Annotated in this window: 15 protein-coding genes; 14 read left to right on the top strand and 1 reads right to left on the bottom strand. The window is 36.7% G+C overall.

Annotated elements, in window-relative coordinates; all coding sequences use genetic code 11:
- Positions 1-231 precede the first annotated feature (231 nt).
- From KTI79_RS09175 to putP, 11 genes are all read left to right on the top strand, one after another.
- Positions 232-795 (top strand): TetR/AcrR family transcriptional regulator, encoded by a 564-nt coding sequence (locus KTI79_RS09175; RefSeq protein ID WP_032053780.1) that lies wholly within the window; start codon positions 232-234, stop codon positions 793-795.
- Between the two features lie 468 nt (positions 796-1263).
- The gene (locus KTI79_RS09180; protein ID WP_002121379.1) at positions 1264-1575 is read left to right on the top strand and encodes an ArsR/SmtB family transcription factor; all 312 of its coding nucleotides are present in this window, start codon (positions 1264-1266) and stop codon (positions 1573-1575) included.
- Between the two features lie 409 nt (positions 1576-1984).
- Complete coding sequence (sstT, locus tag KTI79_RS09185) at positions 1985-3187, top strand: serine/threonine transporter SstT (protein WP_086375776.1); 1203 nt, start codon at positions 1985-1987, stop codon at positions 3185-3187.
- Between the two features lie 5 nt (positions 3188-3192).
- A complete protein-coding gene (locus KTI79_RS09190) occupies positions 3193-3873 on the top strand; it encodes a YoaK family protein (RefSeq protein ID WP_032053778.1) in 681 nt (226 codons plus the stop codon).
- A gap of 3 nt (positions 3874-3876) precedes the next feature.
- Positions 3877-4413, top strand: coding sequence for a DUF2058 domain-containing protein (locus KTI79_RS09195; protein ID WP_016141220.1), 537 nt, complete (start codon positions 3877-3879; stop codon positions 4411-4413).
- Positions 4414-4772: 359 nt separating this feature from the next.
- Positions 4773-6620 carry an ABC transporter ATP-binding protein gene (locus tag KTI79_RS09200; protein ID WP_032053777.1) on the top strand — a complete coding sequence of 616 codons (1848 nt, stop codon included), beginning with the start codon at positions 4773-4775 and terminating at the stop codon, positions 6618-6620.
- Positions 6620-7060, top strand: coding sequence for a MaoC family dehydratase (locus KTI79_RS09205; RefSeq protein WP_002121358.1), 441 nt, complete (start codon positions 6620-6622; stop codon positions 7058-7060). Before KTI79_RS09200 ends, KTI79_RS09205 begins: the two co-directional genes overlap by 1 nt.
- Positions 7061-7168: 108 nt before the next feature.
- Positions 7169-8194, top strand: a complete 1026-nt coding sequence (locus tag KTI79_RS09210) for an AraC family transcriptional regulator (RefSeq protein ID WP_016141223.1) — start codon at positions 7169-7171, stop codon at positions 8192-8194.
- A 37-nt stretch (positions 8195-8231) separates the two neighbouring features.
- Positions 8232-8606 carry a glycine cleavage system protein GcvH gene (gene gcvH, locus KTI79_RS09215; RefSeq protein ID WP_016145072.1) on the top strand — a complete coding sequence of 125 codons (375 nt, stop codon included), beginning with the start codon at positions 8232-8234 and terminating at the stop codon, positions 8604-8606.
- A gap of 90 nt (positions 8607-8696) precedes the next feature.
- Positions 8697-9404 (top strand): SIR2 family NAD-dependent protein deacylase, encoded by a 708-nt coding sequence (locus KTI79_RS09220; RefSeq protein ID WP_079284158.1) that lies wholly within the window; start codon positions 8697-8699, stop codon positions 9402-9404.
- Between the two features lie 410 nt (positions 9405-9814).
- Entirely contained in the window at positions 9815-11305 is a 1491-nt protein-coding gene (gene putP, locus KTI79_RS09225; RefSeq protein ID WP_032003506.1) for a sodium/proline symporter PutP, read from the top strand.
- 33 nt (positions 11306-11338) lie between these two features.
- Here putP and KTI79_RS09230 read toward each other — a convergent pair whose 3' ends face one another.
- The gene (locus KTI79_RS09230) at positions 11339-11827 is read right to left on the bottom strand and encodes an Lrp/AsnC ligand binding domain-containing protein (protein ID WP_004792785.1); all 489 of its coding nucleotides are present in this window, start codon (positions 11825-11827) and stop codon (positions 11339-11341) included.
- Between the two features lie 124 nt (positions 11828-11951).
- Between KTI79_RS09230 and putA the strand changes: the two genes are divergently transcribed.
- From putA to trmA, 3 genes are all read left to right on the top strand, one after another.
- Entirely contained in the window at positions 11952-15704 is a 3753-nt protein-coding gene (gene putA, locus KTI79_RS09235; protein ID WP_032053772.1) for a trifunctional transcriptional regulator/proline dehydrogenase/L-glutamate gamma-semialdehyde dehydrogenase, read from the top strand.
- A gap of 105 nt (positions 15705-15809) precedes the next feature.
- Positions 15810-16283, top strand: a complete 474-nt coding sequence (locus KTI79_RS09240) for a GrpB family protein (protein ID WP_086375775.1) — start codon at positions 15810-15812, stop codon at positions 16281-16283.
- A 107-nt stretch (positions 16284-16390) separates the two neighbouring features.
- Positions 16391-17476: a tRNA (uridine(54)-C5)-methyltransferase TrmA gene (gene trmA / locus KTI79_RS09245; protein ID WP_086375774.1), complete on the top strand. Its 1086-nt coding sequence runs from the start codon at positions 16391-16393 to the stop codon at positions 17474-17476.
- Positions 17477-17585: the final 109 nt, after the last annotated feature.

Here is a 17585-nt window from a genome sequence, read left to right on the forward strand (position 1 = left end):
ACTTCAAGAAGTTTGAAATATAATTTAGAAAATTTAAAAGCTAAATTATTTAAAAATATATTCTAGAAATTATTTCCTCTTTCCTTAAAAAGTAAAACTTCAGCGTTTAAAAAAATAATATCTTTTTTCTATCAATAACAAACAATACCTTGTAAAATTAAGTCATCTAGATTCTCATTGATAAAGATCACCATTCAAGCTAATAGCAATTCATTTGTGAGAGGCTAAAATATGTCGAAAAAAGATGACATTATTAACACCGCATTAAGACTTTTTAACTCGTATAGCTATAATTCTATAGGTGTAGATCGCATCATTAATGAATCTGGCGTTGCAAAAATGACTTTTTATAAGCATTTCCCGTCAAAAGAAAAATTAATTGAAGAGTGTCTACTTCTACGTAATACGCTTTTACAAAACTCTCTTACCGCAGCCTTATCAAAACATGATGAGTTAGACCCTCTTGCAAGAATTAAAGCAGTTTTTTTATGGTATTCCGACTGGTTTAATAGCGAAGATTTTAATGGCTGTATGTTTCAAAAGGCTTTGGAAGAGGTTTTAAAACAATATCCTTCAACACATCAACCAGCAACACTATATAAAGCCTGGTTAACTCAACTCATGCAAAATTTGCTTAATCAGTATGATGTAAAAGAACCAGTTCCCCTATCCTTGTTATTAGTTAATATTTTGGAAGGCATGACCATACAAGCTCAAGTTGAACATGGTTCAATAAAGATTAATGATTACTGGACTCGAGTAGAAAAGTTAATCGACTTTGAAAGAGCTGCATAAAAATAAAGCGTGATATTCTTCTTCTTATATTTAATGATTCTTCTTGTGTATCACGCTGCGTCTGAAAGTCATTTTGGTTCAAATTTAGACGTTTTTTTCGACCTTACTAAACCAAAATATACAGACCTGTCTGTACAAAACAGATTATATATTTAAAAAATAAAAACTCAATCATTTTTTATGATTTGCTTAAAGATAAATTAGATTTAACTATTTATTGGAACTAAATTTGAATTATTTTAGGTTGACTTCGGTTCACTTATACTTAACAATTACACTTATAACACAAAGCAACACTTTAGACACAAAATAACTACAAATAGTTGTTTTTAATTAGAAAGACTACTTATTTATCAATTCCTCTTATATTGCTTTTCAACAAAAACAATTGGATTGATTAGTTTTGCTACATTCATTTTCGTAAGATCAATCTATACTATGCCCGCTATATTGATATAGGTATAAAGTATGAAAGATGGACTCCAAATTGAAGAAATGAAAAATGCGGCTGATTCAGTCGTTGGAATTCTTAAATCTTTGGCTAATACAGATCGTTTATTAATTTTATGTCACTTAGCTTATGAGGAGTTAAATGTTTCTCAAATTGAAGAGAAGACCCAAATTACCCAGCCCACTCTTTCACAACAACTTATGATGCTACGCAAAAGTGATGTTGTATCAACCCGTCGTGATGGTAAGCAAATTTTTTATTCAATTAAGGATGACAATATGCATTCAATTTTAAATACGCTTCATCAGCTGTACTGTGCAAGTAAATAATATTTTTTAAATTATAAATTTATAATAATAGTAGTAACTTCCTGAAATATGCGATTTTTCAGCTTGAAAGCTTAGAGTCCAATCCAAGCACAAAGTTTTGAAAATTCGCGTAGCTTTTCTAAAAAGCTCAACCATATTTAACTTTTTGCCACTCTATTTTCTTTAGCCTATTCCATGCTTTCACAGCTTTTTGATATACCTAGTTTTTTTAATGAGCAATTAACAAGCAAAACCACTAACTACAAAATTAAAATTATTAAATTAAGGCCAATAAAAACAAATATTTAATATTACCATTAATTATAAATACTTATAGGTGCTATAAAAAAGCTTAAGATTCACATCACTTAAGTATAAAATACTCCGCTTGTTCAACCTTTAGCCATGATTAGGTTAATAAGGCCTTTATATGCTTGCATTCTTTTCTCGATTAAGCTTAGTCACTAAGATTATTATCGCCATTATTCTAGGGATAGGCGTTGCATTACTATTTCCGAACGTTACGCCTTACTTAAGTTTATTTGGTGAGCTTTTCATTAAAGCCTTAAAGTCGGTTGCCCCTATTTTAGTTTTTGTATTGGTGCTTTCTTCTATTGCCAACTTCCAAGTGGGTCATAGCGCCAATTTACGCCCAATTATGATTCTATATGTGGCAGGTATGTTGCTTGCAGCTTTCACAGCTGTGATTGTCAGTCTTTCTTTTCCAAGCACATTATTCCTCAATACAGTTTCACATAATGATTTACAAGCGCCTGGTAGTCTCGCAGATATATTAAAAAACTTGCTCTTAAGCTTTATTGCGAACCCTGTTCAAGCAATTGGTGAAGCTAACTTTATTGGTATTTTAGCTTGGGCAATTGGCCTAGGTTTAGCTATGCGCCATAGCTCAGATACCACAAAACAAGTGATGCAGGATGTATCACATGCTGTAAGCGCTATTATTCATAAAGTAATTGCTTTTGCACCAGTCGGTATTTTCGGATTAGTTGCTGTGACTTTTGCCGATGCCGGTCTTGCAACACTTGAAAGCTATGCACAATTATTAGTGGTATTGTTAGGTACCATGTTCTTTGTTGCTTTAGTTATCAACCCTATTCTTGTTGCCCTTACTATACGTGGAAATCCATACCCTCTCGTATTTAAGTGTCTAAAAGAAAGTGGTATTACAGCTTTCTTTACTCGAAGCTCAGCAGCAAACATTCCAGTTAACTTAGATTTGGCAGAGCGTTTAGGTGTTAACCCATCTACAGCTAGTGTGTCTATTCCTTTAGGTGCAACAGTAAATATGGCAGGTGCAGCAGTCACGATTACTGTACTTACATTAGCTACTGTACATACGCTTGGCATTCATGTTGATTTTGCGACAATGGTTATTTTATCAGTTGTTGCTACTGTTTCAGCTTGTGGTGCTTCTGGTGTTGCAGGTGGTTCTTTACTTCTGATTCCAGTAGCTTGTAGTCTATTTGGTATTTCAACAGAAATTGCTATGCAAGTTGTAGCTGTTGGTATGATTATCAGTGTATTGCAAGACTCTACAGAAACAGCTCTTAACTCTTCTACAGATGTTTTATTTACTGCAGCTGTAGATATCCGCTCTAAGCAAGCTTCATAAACGAAATGCCACTTCAGCGCCTACCAAACTGGTTCCAACTTGGAGCCTTTTTACTGGCATTTAATGCTGGAATGATTAATGTATTAGGGTTAATTACCCTTTTACATCAATCGATTTCACATATGACTGGCAACGTTAGTATGCTAGCGATGAGTTTGGTAGAGTGGCAACCAGAACATATTATTTTTTTGCTTCTGGTGATTATTTGTTATGTTTCCGGTTCATTTTATAGTGGTTTTATTTTAGGCAGCAGTCATTTTCGACTAGATCGTCGTTACGGTTTACCTTTGAGCCTTGTAGCCTTCTTTATTTTTCTTTGCTGGCTATTACTTCCTTATTTTCCACGCTATGGATTATTATGGGCATGTACAGCAATGGGTTTACAAAATGCGATGGTAAGCCACTATAAAGGAACGATCATCCGCACTACCCATCTATCTGGTGTATTGACAGATATTGGTTTAGCGCTTGGATATAAAGCCAGAGGCTTAATTGTAGAAAAACGTCGTATTGTTTTACATTTACTTATTTTTGCTGGCTTTCTATTGGGTGGAATTCTTTCCGCTGTAGTACATCCATATTTGAAACTACAATCATTTTTATTGCCGGCAATTTTAAGCTTAGCCTTAAGTATCTCTTACTGGGTAGTTTATCTTTATAGCACTTCAACTTCACATAAGGATTAAGACATGGTTAAAAATGCCTTACAAGCACAGCTACTCAAAGCTGGTTTAGTTGATAATAAAAAAGCAAAAAAATTAACTAAACAAGCTCATCACGAACAACGCCTTGGACTCAGTGATGAGGCTGAAATCAAAGCGAATATTGAAAAAGCTCAACAAGAAAAATTAGCTAAAGATCAGGCTTTAAATTTAGAAAAACAGAAACAGCTTGAAGAAAAAGCACTTAAAGCATCAATCATTCAGATGATTAAACAACATAAAATTACTGATTTTGCTGGTGATGTGGCTTATCAGTTTATTGATGAAAATAAAATCAAAAAAGTTTATTTATCTCAGCAAGTTTATAACGCACTTGTTGCTGGTAGTTTAGTCATTGCTAAAGATCAAGATCAGTACGCCTATCTTCCAAAAGCGTTAGCTGAAAAAATTGATCAAAAAATGCAAGGTTTCATTTTAATTAATAATGCTGAGAAAAATGAACAGGCCACCGATGAAGAAGATCCATATGCAGCATATGTTATTCCAGATGACTTAATGTGGTAATACCATAATTTGGCCTTTATGATACAAATCTAAAGGCCTTTCTAATATGTATAGCTGTAATAATTTAATAAATGTTCAAAATACGAAGAAAAAAATACTTAAAGAATAAATTCGTTCACCATTTATCTATTAATCTCGATATAATGAATAATATTTTAGTCCTCGCGACGTTCTGAAGATTTCTTCAGGTCTCCAATTTTTGCGTCATCTATTAATTAAAGACGTACAACATAATCAGTTCATGTGTATTTGCACATACTCACAAGATCGAAACCCTAAGTGATATTGATCTAACTGACTTTTTGCAAATTAAATTGCAAGATTTAATTAAGTGGCTTTTGTCTCAAAGGTAGTAATTCATGCTGAAGTGGTTTGAAAAACTTGTAGATCCCTACCCAACTAAAGGTTTGGATGAACCTTTACCGACTCGTTTTTTCCCATTTGTTTGGCAAGCTACGGAAGGCGTACGCCCTTATTTATTTTTACTTATTCTTTTTACAGCAGGTGCTGCAAGCTTTGAAGCCTTACTTTTTTCAAAGATTGGACAACTCGTAGATTGGTTAAGTAAAAGTCATCCTGAAAGCTTTTTAAGTCAGCATACTAATGATTTACTAATTTTGATTGGTGTTTTATTTACTAATATCTTTTTTGTAAATATACAATCTATTATCAAACATCAGATTTTATATAGTACCTTCCCAATGCGTTTGCGCTGGCGCTTCCATAATCTTTTATTGAAGCAAAGCTTAGACTTTTTCCATAACGACTTTGCAGGACGACTTTCTGCCAAAGTTATGCAAACAGCATTAGCAATCCGTGAGTTCTGGATTATTTTGGGTGACATGTTGGCCTACGTCAGCATTTACTTTATTACGGTCAGTATTGTTCTTGGGGCAATTTCGCCAATCCTGCTTATTCCTCTTTTAGTTTGGTTAAGTTTATTTTTATTGAGCGCATGGTTCTTTATCCCCCGCTTAAGTAAAGTTTCTCAGCAACAAGCCGATGCTAGAGCGATCATGACTGGCCGCGTAACAGATGCGTACACTAACATTCAAACTGTAAAATTATTTGCTCACGCTGGTCGTGAAAGCCAATACGCAAAAGCGTCAATGAAAGAGTTTATGACAACAGTCTATGCTCAAATGCGTTTAGGCACCCTCTTTGAAGTCAGCATTAATATGTTGTCTGCTGTTTTGTTTGTAGGTGTAATTGGTACCTCTGTTTGGTTATGGACTCAAGGTTTAGCGGCATTAGGTGTAATCGCAGCAACGACTGCAATGATTTTAAAACTTAATAGTATGGCTGAATTCATGATGTGGCATATGTCAGCCTTATTTGAAAATGTTGGAACCATTCAAGATGGTATGCAAACATTAGGTAAAAAAATCAATATTCAAGACAAACCAGATGCAAAATCACTGAACGTCACCAAAGGCGAGATTGTATTTAAGGATGTAAGCTTTGCTTATAATAATAAAAATGTAATTGATCACTTCAACTTACATATTAAAGCAGGCGAAAAAATAGGAATTGTTGGACGTTCTGGCGCAGGAAAGTCGACGCTTATTCAGTTGCTTTTACATTTTTACCATCTTAAGCAAGGTGCTATTTTAATTGATGGCCAAAACATCGAAGATGTAACTCAAGATAGTCTAAGAGCCAATATTGCTTTAGTTACTCAAGATACGTCTTTATTACATCGCTCAGTTGCAGAAAATATTAAATATGGCCGCCCAGATGCGTCTGATGCGGACATGGAAAATGCTGTAAATAAAGCCAAAGCTGCTGAATTTATTCCACAATTAGTTGATTTAAAAGGACGTAGTGGTTATAACGCTCAGGTAGGTGAACGTGGTGTCAAACTTTCTGGTGGGCAAAGACAGCGTATTGCTATTGCACGTGTATTCTTAAAAGATGCTCCTATTCTTATTTTAGATGAAGCAACAAGTGCATTAGATTCGGAAGTTGAAGCAGCGATCCAGGCAAGTTTAAATGACCTAATGGTTGATAAAACCGTTATTGCAATTGCTCACCGTTTATCTACTATTGCACAAATGGACCGTTTAATCGTTCTTGATGAAGGTCGAATTGCTGAACAAGGAACTCATGAAGAGTTAATTGCGCAAGATGGTATATACGCACAATTATGGAAACGTCAAACAGGTGGTTTCTTAATTGAGCAAAAAGTATTACAGGGTCAAGATTAATGCTTTATTTAGAAGATTTGAAAATTGGTGATCGTTTCATTAGCCGTGAATATGAAATTACCTTAGATGAAATCAAAAAATTCGCAAGCTCGTATGACCCTCAACCCTTCCATATAGATGAAGAACAAGCTAAGCACGATCCAATTTTTCAGGGGATCGCTGCTAGTGGTTGGCATACTTCTGCAATTACTATGCGATTATGGACAGAATGTATGCCGATTCACGGTGGCTTAATCGGTTCGGAATCAAGTTTACGGTGGCCACGCCCTACTCGACCGGGTGATAAAATTCATGTTGAAGCTGAAATTTCAGCAATCACACCATCCAAAACAAAATTAGATCGTGGTATTGTAAGTTACGTTACGCAAGCCTTAAATCAAAATGGTGACGTATTACTTATTTCAACAACAAAAATTGTTGTCTTTAAAAAGAATGTTTAAAACATGGTTGATATGATTGTCTAACAGTTTTTATAAACTCAGATTATATTTCATGACAAGATGCGTAAGAAATGCATATGACAAATTGATGAGAGCAATGGAACGCATATGAAAATTACCTCAGCTCGTCAAGATCAAGGTATTCCAGGAGTCTATGGCCTATTGCTATTAGATGTTGTTTCGCGTTGGGGATACAACGATGAAACATTATTCGCTCCATTTAATCTTACTAGTGAGCAACTGGCCGATCCTGATTATCGTATTTCTACACCTGTAGCAAATGAACTGGTTAAACACGCGCTTAATTTAACTGGTGAAACTACGTTGGGTTACCATCTAGGTACTCAAATGCGTATTTCGATTCATGGCTTCATTGGCTATGCAATTATGACAGCCAAGGATATTACAGAAGCAATTGCTCTTGCAGCACGCTTTATTCAATTACGTTTACCCTTTTTACAATTATATTTTTCAACGTTTGGCCCCAAAGCGACTTTACAATTACAATGTGATATCGAACTTGAGCCTTTACGTACAGAAATCGTTTTAGGTTTGACCATTGGTATTATGAGTATGGCCAAAGCAATTACGGGGATTGAAGACTTAGCTGGCGATGTAGATTTAGATTTTCCTGAACCAGAAGGTTTTGAAAAATATAGAAATAAATTAAGCAGTACAATTCGGTTTAATCAACCACATTTGATCTCAAGTTTTGATAAAAAATACTTAGGACTTAAGTTAATCAATTCAGATCCAATCGCCAGTCAAGTTGCCATTAATCAATGTGAAGCTGAACTTTCTGCTTTAGGTGAACGCCGTCGTTTAGCAATGCGTGTTCGTGATATTTTAAGTAATTCTGAACAACATTATTTAAGCATCGAAAATGTAGCTGAATGTCTACATATGTCTGATCGAACACTCAAACGTCAATTAGCAGCGGAAGGAACATCATTTTCAACGTTAGTTGATGAAGTTCGCTATCGACATGCAACATCTTTACTTTCACGTACAGATTATAGTCTTGAACAAATTGCAGATGAACTTGGCTATTCGGACGTTGCAAATTTTAGCCGTGCTTTTAAACGCTGGAGTGGTCGCAGTCCGAGCAACTGGCGTAAAGACCCATACTTATAATGTTAAAAACTATTGGACACAAGCTTAAGGAGTTACCATGAATCATCCTTCGGAACTGAAGTATGCACGTACACATGAATGGGTAAAGATTGAGGGTGATCTTGTTATTACAGGGATTACCGATCATGCACAAGATGAACTTGGCGATTTAGTATACGTTGAAACTCCGGAAGTTGGGAGTCAAGTTACCGCTGGTGAACAAGCTGGTGTAGTAGAGTCAGTAAAAACAGCATCTGATATTCACGCCCCTGTATCAGGTACAGTAGTAGAGGTGAATACTGATCTTGAAGATGATCCAGACTTTGTAAATGAAGATCCATATGGTAAAGGCTGGATTTATAAAATTAAACCAGACAACATTGCTGATGTTGAAAAACTTTTAACAAATTCAGAATATGAAGCTGGCTTATAAAAGTTAGGCATTGCTTTCAATATTTGATAAAAACCAGTTTAGTCTTAAACTGGTTTTTCTTTATCTATTTAAAATTAGTGGTATGAATAGGTGACTTCTATGGCAAAACTTGTTGTATTTTCAGGCGCAGGTATGAGTGCTGAAAGTGGAATTAGCACTTTTCGTGACAGTAATGGTCTATGGGAAAATTACGACATCCAACAAGTTGCCACACCTGAAGCATGGCAAAAGAACCCTGCTCTAGTTCAACGCTTTTATAATGAGCGACGTAAAAATATTTTAGAGGCTGAACCTAACGAAGCTCATCAATATATTGCCAAACTGCAAGACTACTTTGACGTACAAGTGATTACTCAAAATATTGATGATTTACATGAGCGGGCTGGAAGTTCCAAAGTTTTACATTTGCATGGAAATATTCGTTTAGCGAAAAGCTCTGGCCCGAATGCACAATTTACAACACAGTTTTACGATATTAACGGCTGGAAGCTAGATTTAGAACAAGACTTTTGCCCAGATGGCTATCCGTTGCGTCCACATGCTGTCTGGTTCGGTGAAGCTGTACCTGCCTATGAAGAAGCAATTCAATTAGTACAGAGTGCAGATATTTTTATTGTGATCGGCTCGACATTAAGCGTATATCCAGTTGCAGCTTTAGTTCATGAAATTTCAAATCAATGTAAAGCCTACTATATAGACCCGAATGCAGATTATTTACGTGTTCCCAAGCAATATGAATTATTAAAGATGTCAGCGACTCAAGGAATGCGTGAACTTTTTGAAAATTTAGTCAAATAAGTGTCATTTTTAATACTTAAAAAATTTAGTTTGAATAAAAATTATTATTAATTGATTAATTTTTTGCCAATTTCACGCACTTTATTTTGAGTTTCTATAGAAAAATTTCGATCAATTGCTTATTTATAATTCAATATAAGTTCAATTAATTTCTAAAATATCACTTTTTCTCAAAAAAAATTTTTAAAACAAATATTATAAGTTTATAATTTATTGATTATTATCATAATTTTTAATTCATAGAATCTATATTTATCACTTACACAAATACACAAAACTATAATAAAAAAATAACAGAGCAAAAAAAATCTTTTGTGGTTGAATCTCAACCTCTTGAATGCCGTACAAGAAAACAGCGACCTGGATTAGGTTACAATCACGGATTATGGATATAAGGACACACATCCATTATGAGCTATTTTGATCCCACCCTCATCATGTTTATGGTGTACATCGTAGCAATGGTACTCATTGGCTTATTTGCCTACCGTGCTACAAGCGACTTCTCAGATTATATTCTCGGTGGTCGTAGTTTAGGCAGTTTCGTAACTGCATTATCCGCAGGCGCATCAGACATGAGTGGCTGGCTACTCATGGGCTTACCAGGCGCGATTTATCTTTCTGGTTTATCTGAAGCTTGGATTGCAATTGGTCTTATTATCGGTGCTTGGCTTAACTGGCTACTGGTTGCTGGTCGATTACGCGTTCATACTGAAGTTCAAAATAATGCACTGACTTTGCCAGATTATTTTACAAGCCGTTTTGATGATCAGAAAAAAGTACTTCGTATTTTCTCTGCCGTTATCATCTTGGTTTTCTTTGCAATTTACTGTGCTTCAGGCATGGTAGCAGGCGCCCGTCTATTTGAAAATTTATTCGGGATGTCTTACAACACAGCTATTTGGCTCAGTGCTATCGCGACTATCAGTTATGTTTGTATTGGTGGATTCTTAGCAATTAGCTGGACCGATACGTTCCAAGCTGGCTTAATGATTTTTGCTCTGTTGTTAACACCAATTGTGACTTACCTTGCAATTGGCGATACGACTCATTTCGTTACGCTCATTGAAACTGCTCGTCCGCATGCGTTTAACATCATCTCAGATTTAAGTGTTGTGGCGGTTCTCTCCTCCATGGCATGGGGCTTAGGTTACTTTGGCCAGCCACATATTCTTGTGCGTTTCATGGCTGCTGACTCTGTAAAATCAATTCCTGCTGCTCGTCGTATCGGCATGACTTGGATGATCTTGTGTTTAGTTGGTGCTGTCGGCGCTGGTTTCTTCGGTATTGCATACTTCCAGCAACATCCTGAATTAGCAGCAGTTGTAAGCAAAAACCCTGAAACTGTATTTATGGAATTGACTAAAATCTTATTCAATCCATGGATTGTAGGTATCATTCTGGCTGCGATTTTAGCTGCTGTGATGAGTACATTAAGCTGCCAGCTATTGGTATGTTCGAGTGCATTAACAGAAGATTTATACAAAGGCTTCATTCGTAAGAACGCTTCTCAGAAAGAACTTGTATGGGTTGGGCGTGTTATGGTTCTTGCCATTGCTCTTCTCGCAATTTTTCTTGCAGGCAACCCTGATAGCAAGGTTCTTGGTCTTGTTGCTTATGCATGGGCTGGTTTTGGTGCTGCATTTGGTCCGCTTATCATCTTGTCGCTATTCTGGAAGCGTATGAATTTACAAGGTGCTTTAGCGGGTATGATCGTTGGTGCAGTTGTGGTCATTGGCTGGAAAAACCTTTTCGCAGACACAGGTGTTTACGAGATTATTCCAGGCTTTATCCTTGCATTTATCAGTATCATTGTAGTGAGTCTTTTAACTAAAGCGCCAAATACAACAGTAACTGGACGCTTCGAAAAAGCAGATGAACTCTACAAAGAAAGCGTATAATTCAATGAAATAGATCAAGGGGCTTCGGCCCCTTTATTTATTTTTGGTTTTAATTTTAATTTTTGAAGTATCTTTTACAACTTGCATGACTGGATAACTACGAGTCTCTTTTACCCCCGGCAATTGCCACAGCACCTGCCCTGCAATACGTCTAAATTCTTCCATACTGCCACTTCGTAATTTAATTAAAAAATCAAAGCCACCGCTCACCATATGACATTCAACAATTTCTGGATAGTGAACCACAGCATCAATAAACTCATCTAAAACATTAGGTGTGGTTTTATCTAGTAATACTTCAACAAACACCAAAAAATTTGCGTTTAACTTAACCGGATTTAATTTAGCTTCATATCCTAAGATGAATTCATCTTTCGTTAATTTTTGAACTCGGGCCATCACTGCTGTTGGTGACAAGTTAACAAGTTCCGCCAATTTACTATTAGAAATTCGCCCATCTGTTTGAAGAATATCCAAAATTTTTAAATCAGTGCGGTCAAGGCTTAAAATTGGGCCATTCATCTGAATTTTCCTCTAAAAAATGGGCTAAATATAGTGAGTTATTCGGTGTTTCTTCTGTAATGATAAATTATCTAAACCTCTCTACTCAAGATGAGTTTACGAGAGCTGGTTGGCGGAAACAGATATGAACACAATGGATACTTTTCATCAAATGGATAAATCTCACCAAGGCTATATCACCGAATTCAACGATAAAAGTGAGTTTGAACAACGCATCAATACAGCTTGGCGACGTGCTGAACCAGAAGCTGTAGAAGAGCTATTACAAGCTGCCGCGGTATCTGATGATTTAGATCATAAAATTTATGATCTTGCTTTTAATCTTGCCAATAATTTACGTGAACGTAAGACCTCTTCGGGTAAAGCAGGTATTGTTCAAGGGTTATTACAAGAATTCTCTCTTTCTTCACAAGAAGGCGTGGCGCTTATGTGTCTTGCCGAAGCTTTACTTCGTATTCCAGACTCAGCAACACGTGATTTGCTTATTCGAGATAAAATCAATCAAGGTAACTGGAAAGAACACGTTGGCCAAAGCAGCTTAATGTTTGTAAATGCTGCAGCATGGGGTCTCATGTTAACTGGTAAGCTGATGGAAACCCCTAAGCAAACTAGTCTTTCAAGTGTACTTACTGGCCTTTTAGCACGTAGTGGTCGTGGTATTATTCGTAAAGCCGTTGACGTCGCAATGCGTATGATGGGTGAACAGTTTGTGACTGGTGAAACCATTGAAGAAGCTGTAGACCACGCCAAAGTACTCGAAGACAAAGGGTTCCGCTATTCTTATGACATGTTGGGTGAAGCAGCTTTAACCGAGCATGATGCTGAACGCTACTTTAACGATTACACACAAGCCATTCATGCAATTGGTAAAGCATCTAATGGTAAAGGCGTTTATGATGGCCCAGGTATTTCAATTAAGCTTTCTGCTTTACATCCTCGCTATCAACGTGCGCAAATTGAACGTGTTCACAAAGAACTCTACGGTAAAGTATTTGAACTCGCTCTTTTGGCTAAAAAATACAATATTGGTTTAAATATTGATGCAGAGGAATCAGAGCGTTTAGAAATTTCTCTTGAGTTACTTGAACGTCTTTGCTTCGAGCCGGAACTTGCGAACTGGAAAGGCATTGGTTTCGTAATTCAAGCTTATCAAAAACGCTGTTTCTTCGTGGTTGATTATATTATTGACCTTGCTAAACGCAGCCAAAAGCGTCTCATGATCCGTCTTGTAAAAGGCGCATATTGGGACAGCGAAATTAAAAAAGCGCAAATCGAAGGTATGGATGACTACCCTGTCTTCACTCGTAAAGTACATACCGATTTATCTTATATCGCTTGTGCTAAAAAATTACTTGCAGCACCTGAGTTCATCTATCCGCAATTTGCCACTCATAATGCCCAAACATTGGCAACGATCTATCATTTAGCTGATCCAAGCAAATATTATGCTGGTCAATATGAGTTCCAATGCTTACATGGCATGGGCGAACCGCTTTATGAACAAGTTGTTGGTCCACGTGAGCAAAATAAATTAGGCGTACCATGCCGTATTTATGCTCCCGTTGGTAACCATGAAACGTTGTTAGCTTATTTAGTTCGTCGTTTACTTGAAAATGGCGCGAATACTTCATTCGTTAACCGTATTGCCGATAAAACGCTTAAAGTTGAAGACCTTATCCAGTCTCCAATTTACGATATTCGTCATGCAGCTAAGCTTGAAGGTTCAGTTGGCTTAAAACACCCATCTATTCCTCTACCTTTAGATATGTACGGAACGCTTCGTAAAAATTCTAAAGGTTATGACTTAGCAAATGACACCCCACTTGCAGCGTTAGATAGCACAGCTCAAGAATTACGTAATCGTATTTGGCAAAGTCATCCATTATTGGCAAATAACGAGTCGTTAGAGCAAGGTCATTCTGTTGCAATTACAAACCCAGCACAAAATGATGAAATTGTTGGTTATGTGCAAGAAGCTGATCTTAAGCATGTTGAAATTGCGCTTAATGCAGCTGAACAAGCTCAATCAGAATGGTCAAATACGCCTAAAGAACAGCGTGCTCAATACTTAAAACGTGCAGCTGACCTAATGGAAAGTCGCATTCAAGAATTGATGGTTTTGCTTTGCCGTGAAAGCGGTAAAACTTATGCCAATGCGATTGCAGAAGTTCGCGAAGCTGTAGACTTCTTACGTTACTACGCAACTCAAGTTGAGAATCTTCCTGCAAATACAGCTATTCAGCCTTTAGGTACTGTACTTTGTATTAGCCCGTGGAACTTCCCTCTTGCAATTTTCTCAGGTCAAATTGCTGCAGCATTAGTCAGTGGTAACTGTGTTATTGCTAAACCAGCTGAACAAACTCCATTAATCGCAGCCCAAGCTGTCCAGATTCTATGGGAAGCTGGTATTCCACATGGTGCTGTACAGTTACTTCCTGGCCGCGGTGAAACAGTAGGTGCTCAGCTTAGCCAAGATAGCCGTATTGATGGCATCATGTTTACTGGCTCGACTGAAGTTGCAAAAATTTTACAGAAAACTGTTGCGAAACGTTTATCTGAAAATGGTCAATCTATTCCTCTCATTGCAGAGACTGGCGGTCAAAACGCAATGATTGTGGACTCATCAGCATTAACTGAACAAGTCGTACTTGATGTTGTAAGTTCTGCTTTTGATAGCGCGGGTCAGCGTTGCTCTGCTTTACGTATTTTATGTGTACAAGAAGACAGTGCTGCAACCGTGATTAAAATGCTTAAAGGTGCAATGCAACAGTTAATTGTAGGTAACCCTGCAATTTTAAAAACTGACATTGGTCCTGTTATTGATGACGAAGCAAAACAAACGATTGATCAACATATCCAAAAAATGGAGTCGAAAGGCTATCCAGTACATCAATTGATGTTTGGTGCAACAAGCCAAACAGAATTAGATAAAGGAACTTTTGTTGTGCCAACAGCAATTGAACTTCCTAACCTTGATGACTTACAACGTGAAGTTTTTGGTCCGGTTTTACACATCATTACCTATAAGTATGGTGAGCTTGAGCAGTTGATCTCACGTATTAATGCCAAAGGTTATGGTTTAACCATGGGTCTACATACCCGTATTGATGAAACCATTCAAACGGTCATTCAGCATGCTGAAGTGGGTAACCTTTATATCAACCGTAATATTGTTGGTGCTGTCGTTGGTGTGCAACCATTCGGTGGTGAAGGTTTATCGGGCACAGGTCCAAAAGCTGGCGGTCCGCTTTACATGTATCGCTTAATGCAACATTGTTCAAACAAAGTATTGGCAACACCATTTGCCATGAAGACTGAGCAAACTGCTTTTGAAGGCTTTAACCGTGAGGTTTATCTGAGCTTACAAAATTGGGCGAAACAGCATTTACCGCAAGCAAATCGTGATATCGAACCATTTGGTGTTGGTAAATTCTATGAGTTACAAGGCCCTACTGGGGAAAGTAATCAATATATTATTTTGCCGCGTCATCGTGTTCTTTCTATCGCTGATACAGAACAGAATCAATTGCATCAGTTGCTCGCAATTTTTGCAGTGGGTAGCCAAGCGGCCGTAATGCCAAATAGTCCATTCATGGCTAAATACAAACAAACATTACCAAAAGATGTACTTGCTGCAATTACTACAGTTAAAAACATCTCATCAGATGATTTTGATGCAGTTTTACATCATGGTAACCGTGAAGAGATCTTCTCATTACAGCAAGAGATTGCTACTCGTTCTGGTGCAATTGTTGGTATTACCCATGTTGAGCCGAATGAAACTATTCCACTTGAGCGTTTAGTGATTGAACGTGCAATTAGTGTGAATACAGCTGCGGCTGGTGGTAACGCAAGCTTAATGACAATGACTGATTAATCGATAATTTTCAAAAAAAGCCCAAATCTCAGTATTTGGGCTTTTTTATTTAATCGAGTAATCTATTCTTAAATATATAAACTTTATCAATTCGAGATTCGAATAATGGTCTTTTTAGAACCAGAACAATATCAACAAAGATGCGCTCAGCTTTTTAATTCATATCAAAAAGATATTTCCACACTTCTACCATTTGCCAAAATTGAGCATATTGGTTCATCTGCAATACCGAATGCAATTTCAAAAGGTGATTTAGATATTTATATTGAAGTTATGTCTGAGCAATTTGAATTCGCAATTGAACGCCTAAAAACACTCAACTTTATCGAAAAGCCAAATACACTAAGAACACATGAGCTTTGCATGCTCGAGTCACTCAGCGACGATGATGTTGCTTTGCAAATTGTAGTATCGGGTTCAATATTCACTTTTTTCTTAGCCTTTAAAAACAAGCTTATAGATTCACCCACATTAGTTAATGAATATAATCAATTAAAATTACAGTGTAGCCATTTAGACCTCGATCAATATAGAGCAATAAAAGCAGATTTTATTAATCGCGTTTTAAATCATCTCTAGTTTAGGTACCTCTTTTCTCTTATGCATATCTGGTTAAAATTGGCTCCTGTAAGTTCAATTTTTTTGATACCATTCACTATTTGATTCTGTCTAAATTTTCTTTGTCTATGACCTCTTCTTATCGTCAACAACTTCAAGCTAAAATTGAACGCATTACTACTCAATTTTCTGAATTTACACCACCTACATTAGAAGTGTTTGAATCACCTGAACAACATTTCCGTATGCGTGCTGAATTTCGTATCTGGCATACAGAAAATGATATGTTCTATGCCATGTTTGAGCGTAACGATGACGACAAGCAAAAAACCGTTGTACGCATTGATGAGTTTCCAATTGCAGATCAAAGCATCAATGATTTAATGCCAAAACTTTTGGAAGAACTTAAGGCTGAGCCTAAGCTTTCTAATCGTTTATTTGAAGCTGATTTCCTCGCAACACTTAGCGGAGAAATATTGGTTACCCTAATTTATCACCGTAAATTGGATCAAGAATGGGAACAAGCCGCTAAAGCGCTTGCCGATAAATTAGATATTAAGATTATGGGCCGTAGTCGTGGCCAGAAAATTGTTATTGGTGATGATTTCGTTGTTGAAGAATTCGAACTTTTAAATCGTTCATTTAAATACAAGCAAATCGAAAGTAGCTTTACCCAGCCTAATGCACAAGTTTGCAAAAAAATGCTGCAATGGGCATGCGATGCAGCTGAGGGATCAAAGAAACACTTGTTAGAACTCTATTGTGGTAATGGTAATTTTACACTTCCGCTCTCTTTAAAGTTCGAACGAGTATTGGCTACCGAACTTGCAAAATCCTCTGTTTATGCAGCTCAATGGAACATAGAACAAAACCAAATTGATAATATTCAAGTAGCACGTCTATCTGCTGAAGAGTTTACTCAGGCTTATCAAGGTGAACGAGAATTCCGTCGTCTACAAGAAGCAAATATTGATATTCAGAGTTATGACTTTGACACCGTATTTGTAGATCCACCGCGTGCAGGAATTGATGATGAGACTTTAAAACTTCTACAAGGTTTTGAACGTATTATCTACATTTCATGTAATCCCGATACGTTGTATGAAAATTTAAAAACGCTCAGTCAAACTCATCGAGTGACTAAATTTGCCTTATTTGATCAGTTCCCTTATACACATCATGTAGAGTCTGGTGTTTTACTTGAGAAGATTTAAACAAAATCTTTCATTGTAAATTTTTAAATAAGGAGGTTATATACCTCCTTATTTTTTAAAGTTTTATTATTTAAGTATTTAAATTTTCAAAAAATATCAAGTCATCCGT

The sequence above is a fragment of the Acinetobacter sp. WU_MDCI_Abxd143 genome (assembly GCF_025514195.1).
Classification (GTDB): domain Bacteria; phylum Pseudomonadota; class Gammaproteobacteria; order Pseudomonadales; family Moraxellaceae; genus Acinetobacter; species Acinetobacter pittii_H.

What these genes read in the sequence shown, in the direction of transcription:
- KTI79_RS09175 (WP_032053780.1), top strand. Translation starts at nt 232, where the DNA reads ATGTCGAAAAAAGATGACATTATTAACACCGCATTAAGACTTTTTAAC.
- KTI79_RS09180 (WP_002121379.1), top strand. Translation starts at nt 1,264, where the DNA reads ATGAAAGATGGACTCCAAATTGAAGAAATGAAAAATGCGGCTGATTCA.
- sstT (WP_086375776.1), top strand. Translation starts at nt 1,985, where the DNA reads ATGCTTGCATTCTTTTCTCGATTAAGCTTAGTCACTAAGATTATTATC.
- KTI79_RS09190 (WP_032053778.1), top strand. Translation starts at nt 3,193, where the DNA reads ATGCCACTTCAGCGCCTACCAAACTGGTTCCAACTTGGAGCCTTTTTA.
- KTI79_RS09195 (WP_016141220.1), top strand. Translation starts at nt 3,877, where the DNA reads ATGGTTAAAAATGCCTTACAAGCACAGCTACTCAAAGCTGGTTTAGTT.
- KTI79_RS09200 (WP_032053777.1), top strand. Translation starts at nt 4,773, where the DNA reads ATGCTGAAGTGGTTTGAAAAACTTGTAGATCCCTACCCAACTAAAGGT.
- KTI79_RS09205 (WP_002121358.1), top strand. Translation starts at nt 6,620, where the DNA reads ATGCTTTATTTAGAAGATTTGAAAATTGGTGATCGTTTCATTAGCCGT.
- KTI79_RS09210 (WP_016141223.1), top strand. Translation starts at nt 7,169, where the DNA reads ATGAAAATTACCTCAGCTCGTCAAGATCAAGGTATTCCAGGAGTCTAT.
- gcvH (WP_016145072.1), top strand. Translation starts at nt 8,232, where the DNA reads ATGAATCATCCTTCGGAACTGAAGTATGCACGTACACATGAATGGGTA.
- putP (WP_032003506.1), top strand. Translation starts at nt 9,815, where the DNA reads ATGAGCTATTTTGATCCCACCCTCATCATGTTTATGGTGTACATCGTA.
- KTI79_RS09230 (WP_004792785.1), bottom strand. Translation starts at nt 11,827, where the DNA reads ATGAATGGCCCAATTTTAAGCCTTGACCGCACTGATTTAAAAATTTTG.
- putA (WP_032053772.1), top strand. Translation starts at nt 11,952, where the DNA reads ATGAACACAATGGATACTTTTCATCAAATGGATAAATCTCACCAAGGC.
- KTI79_RS09240 (WP_086375775.1), top strand. Translation starts at nt 15,810, where the DNA reads ATGGTCTTTTTAGAACCAGAACAATATCAACAAAGATGCGCTCAGCTT.
- trmA (WP_086375774.1), top strand. Translation starts at nt 16,391, where the DNA reads ATGACCTCTTCTTATCGTCAACAACTTCAAGCTAAAATTGAACGCATT.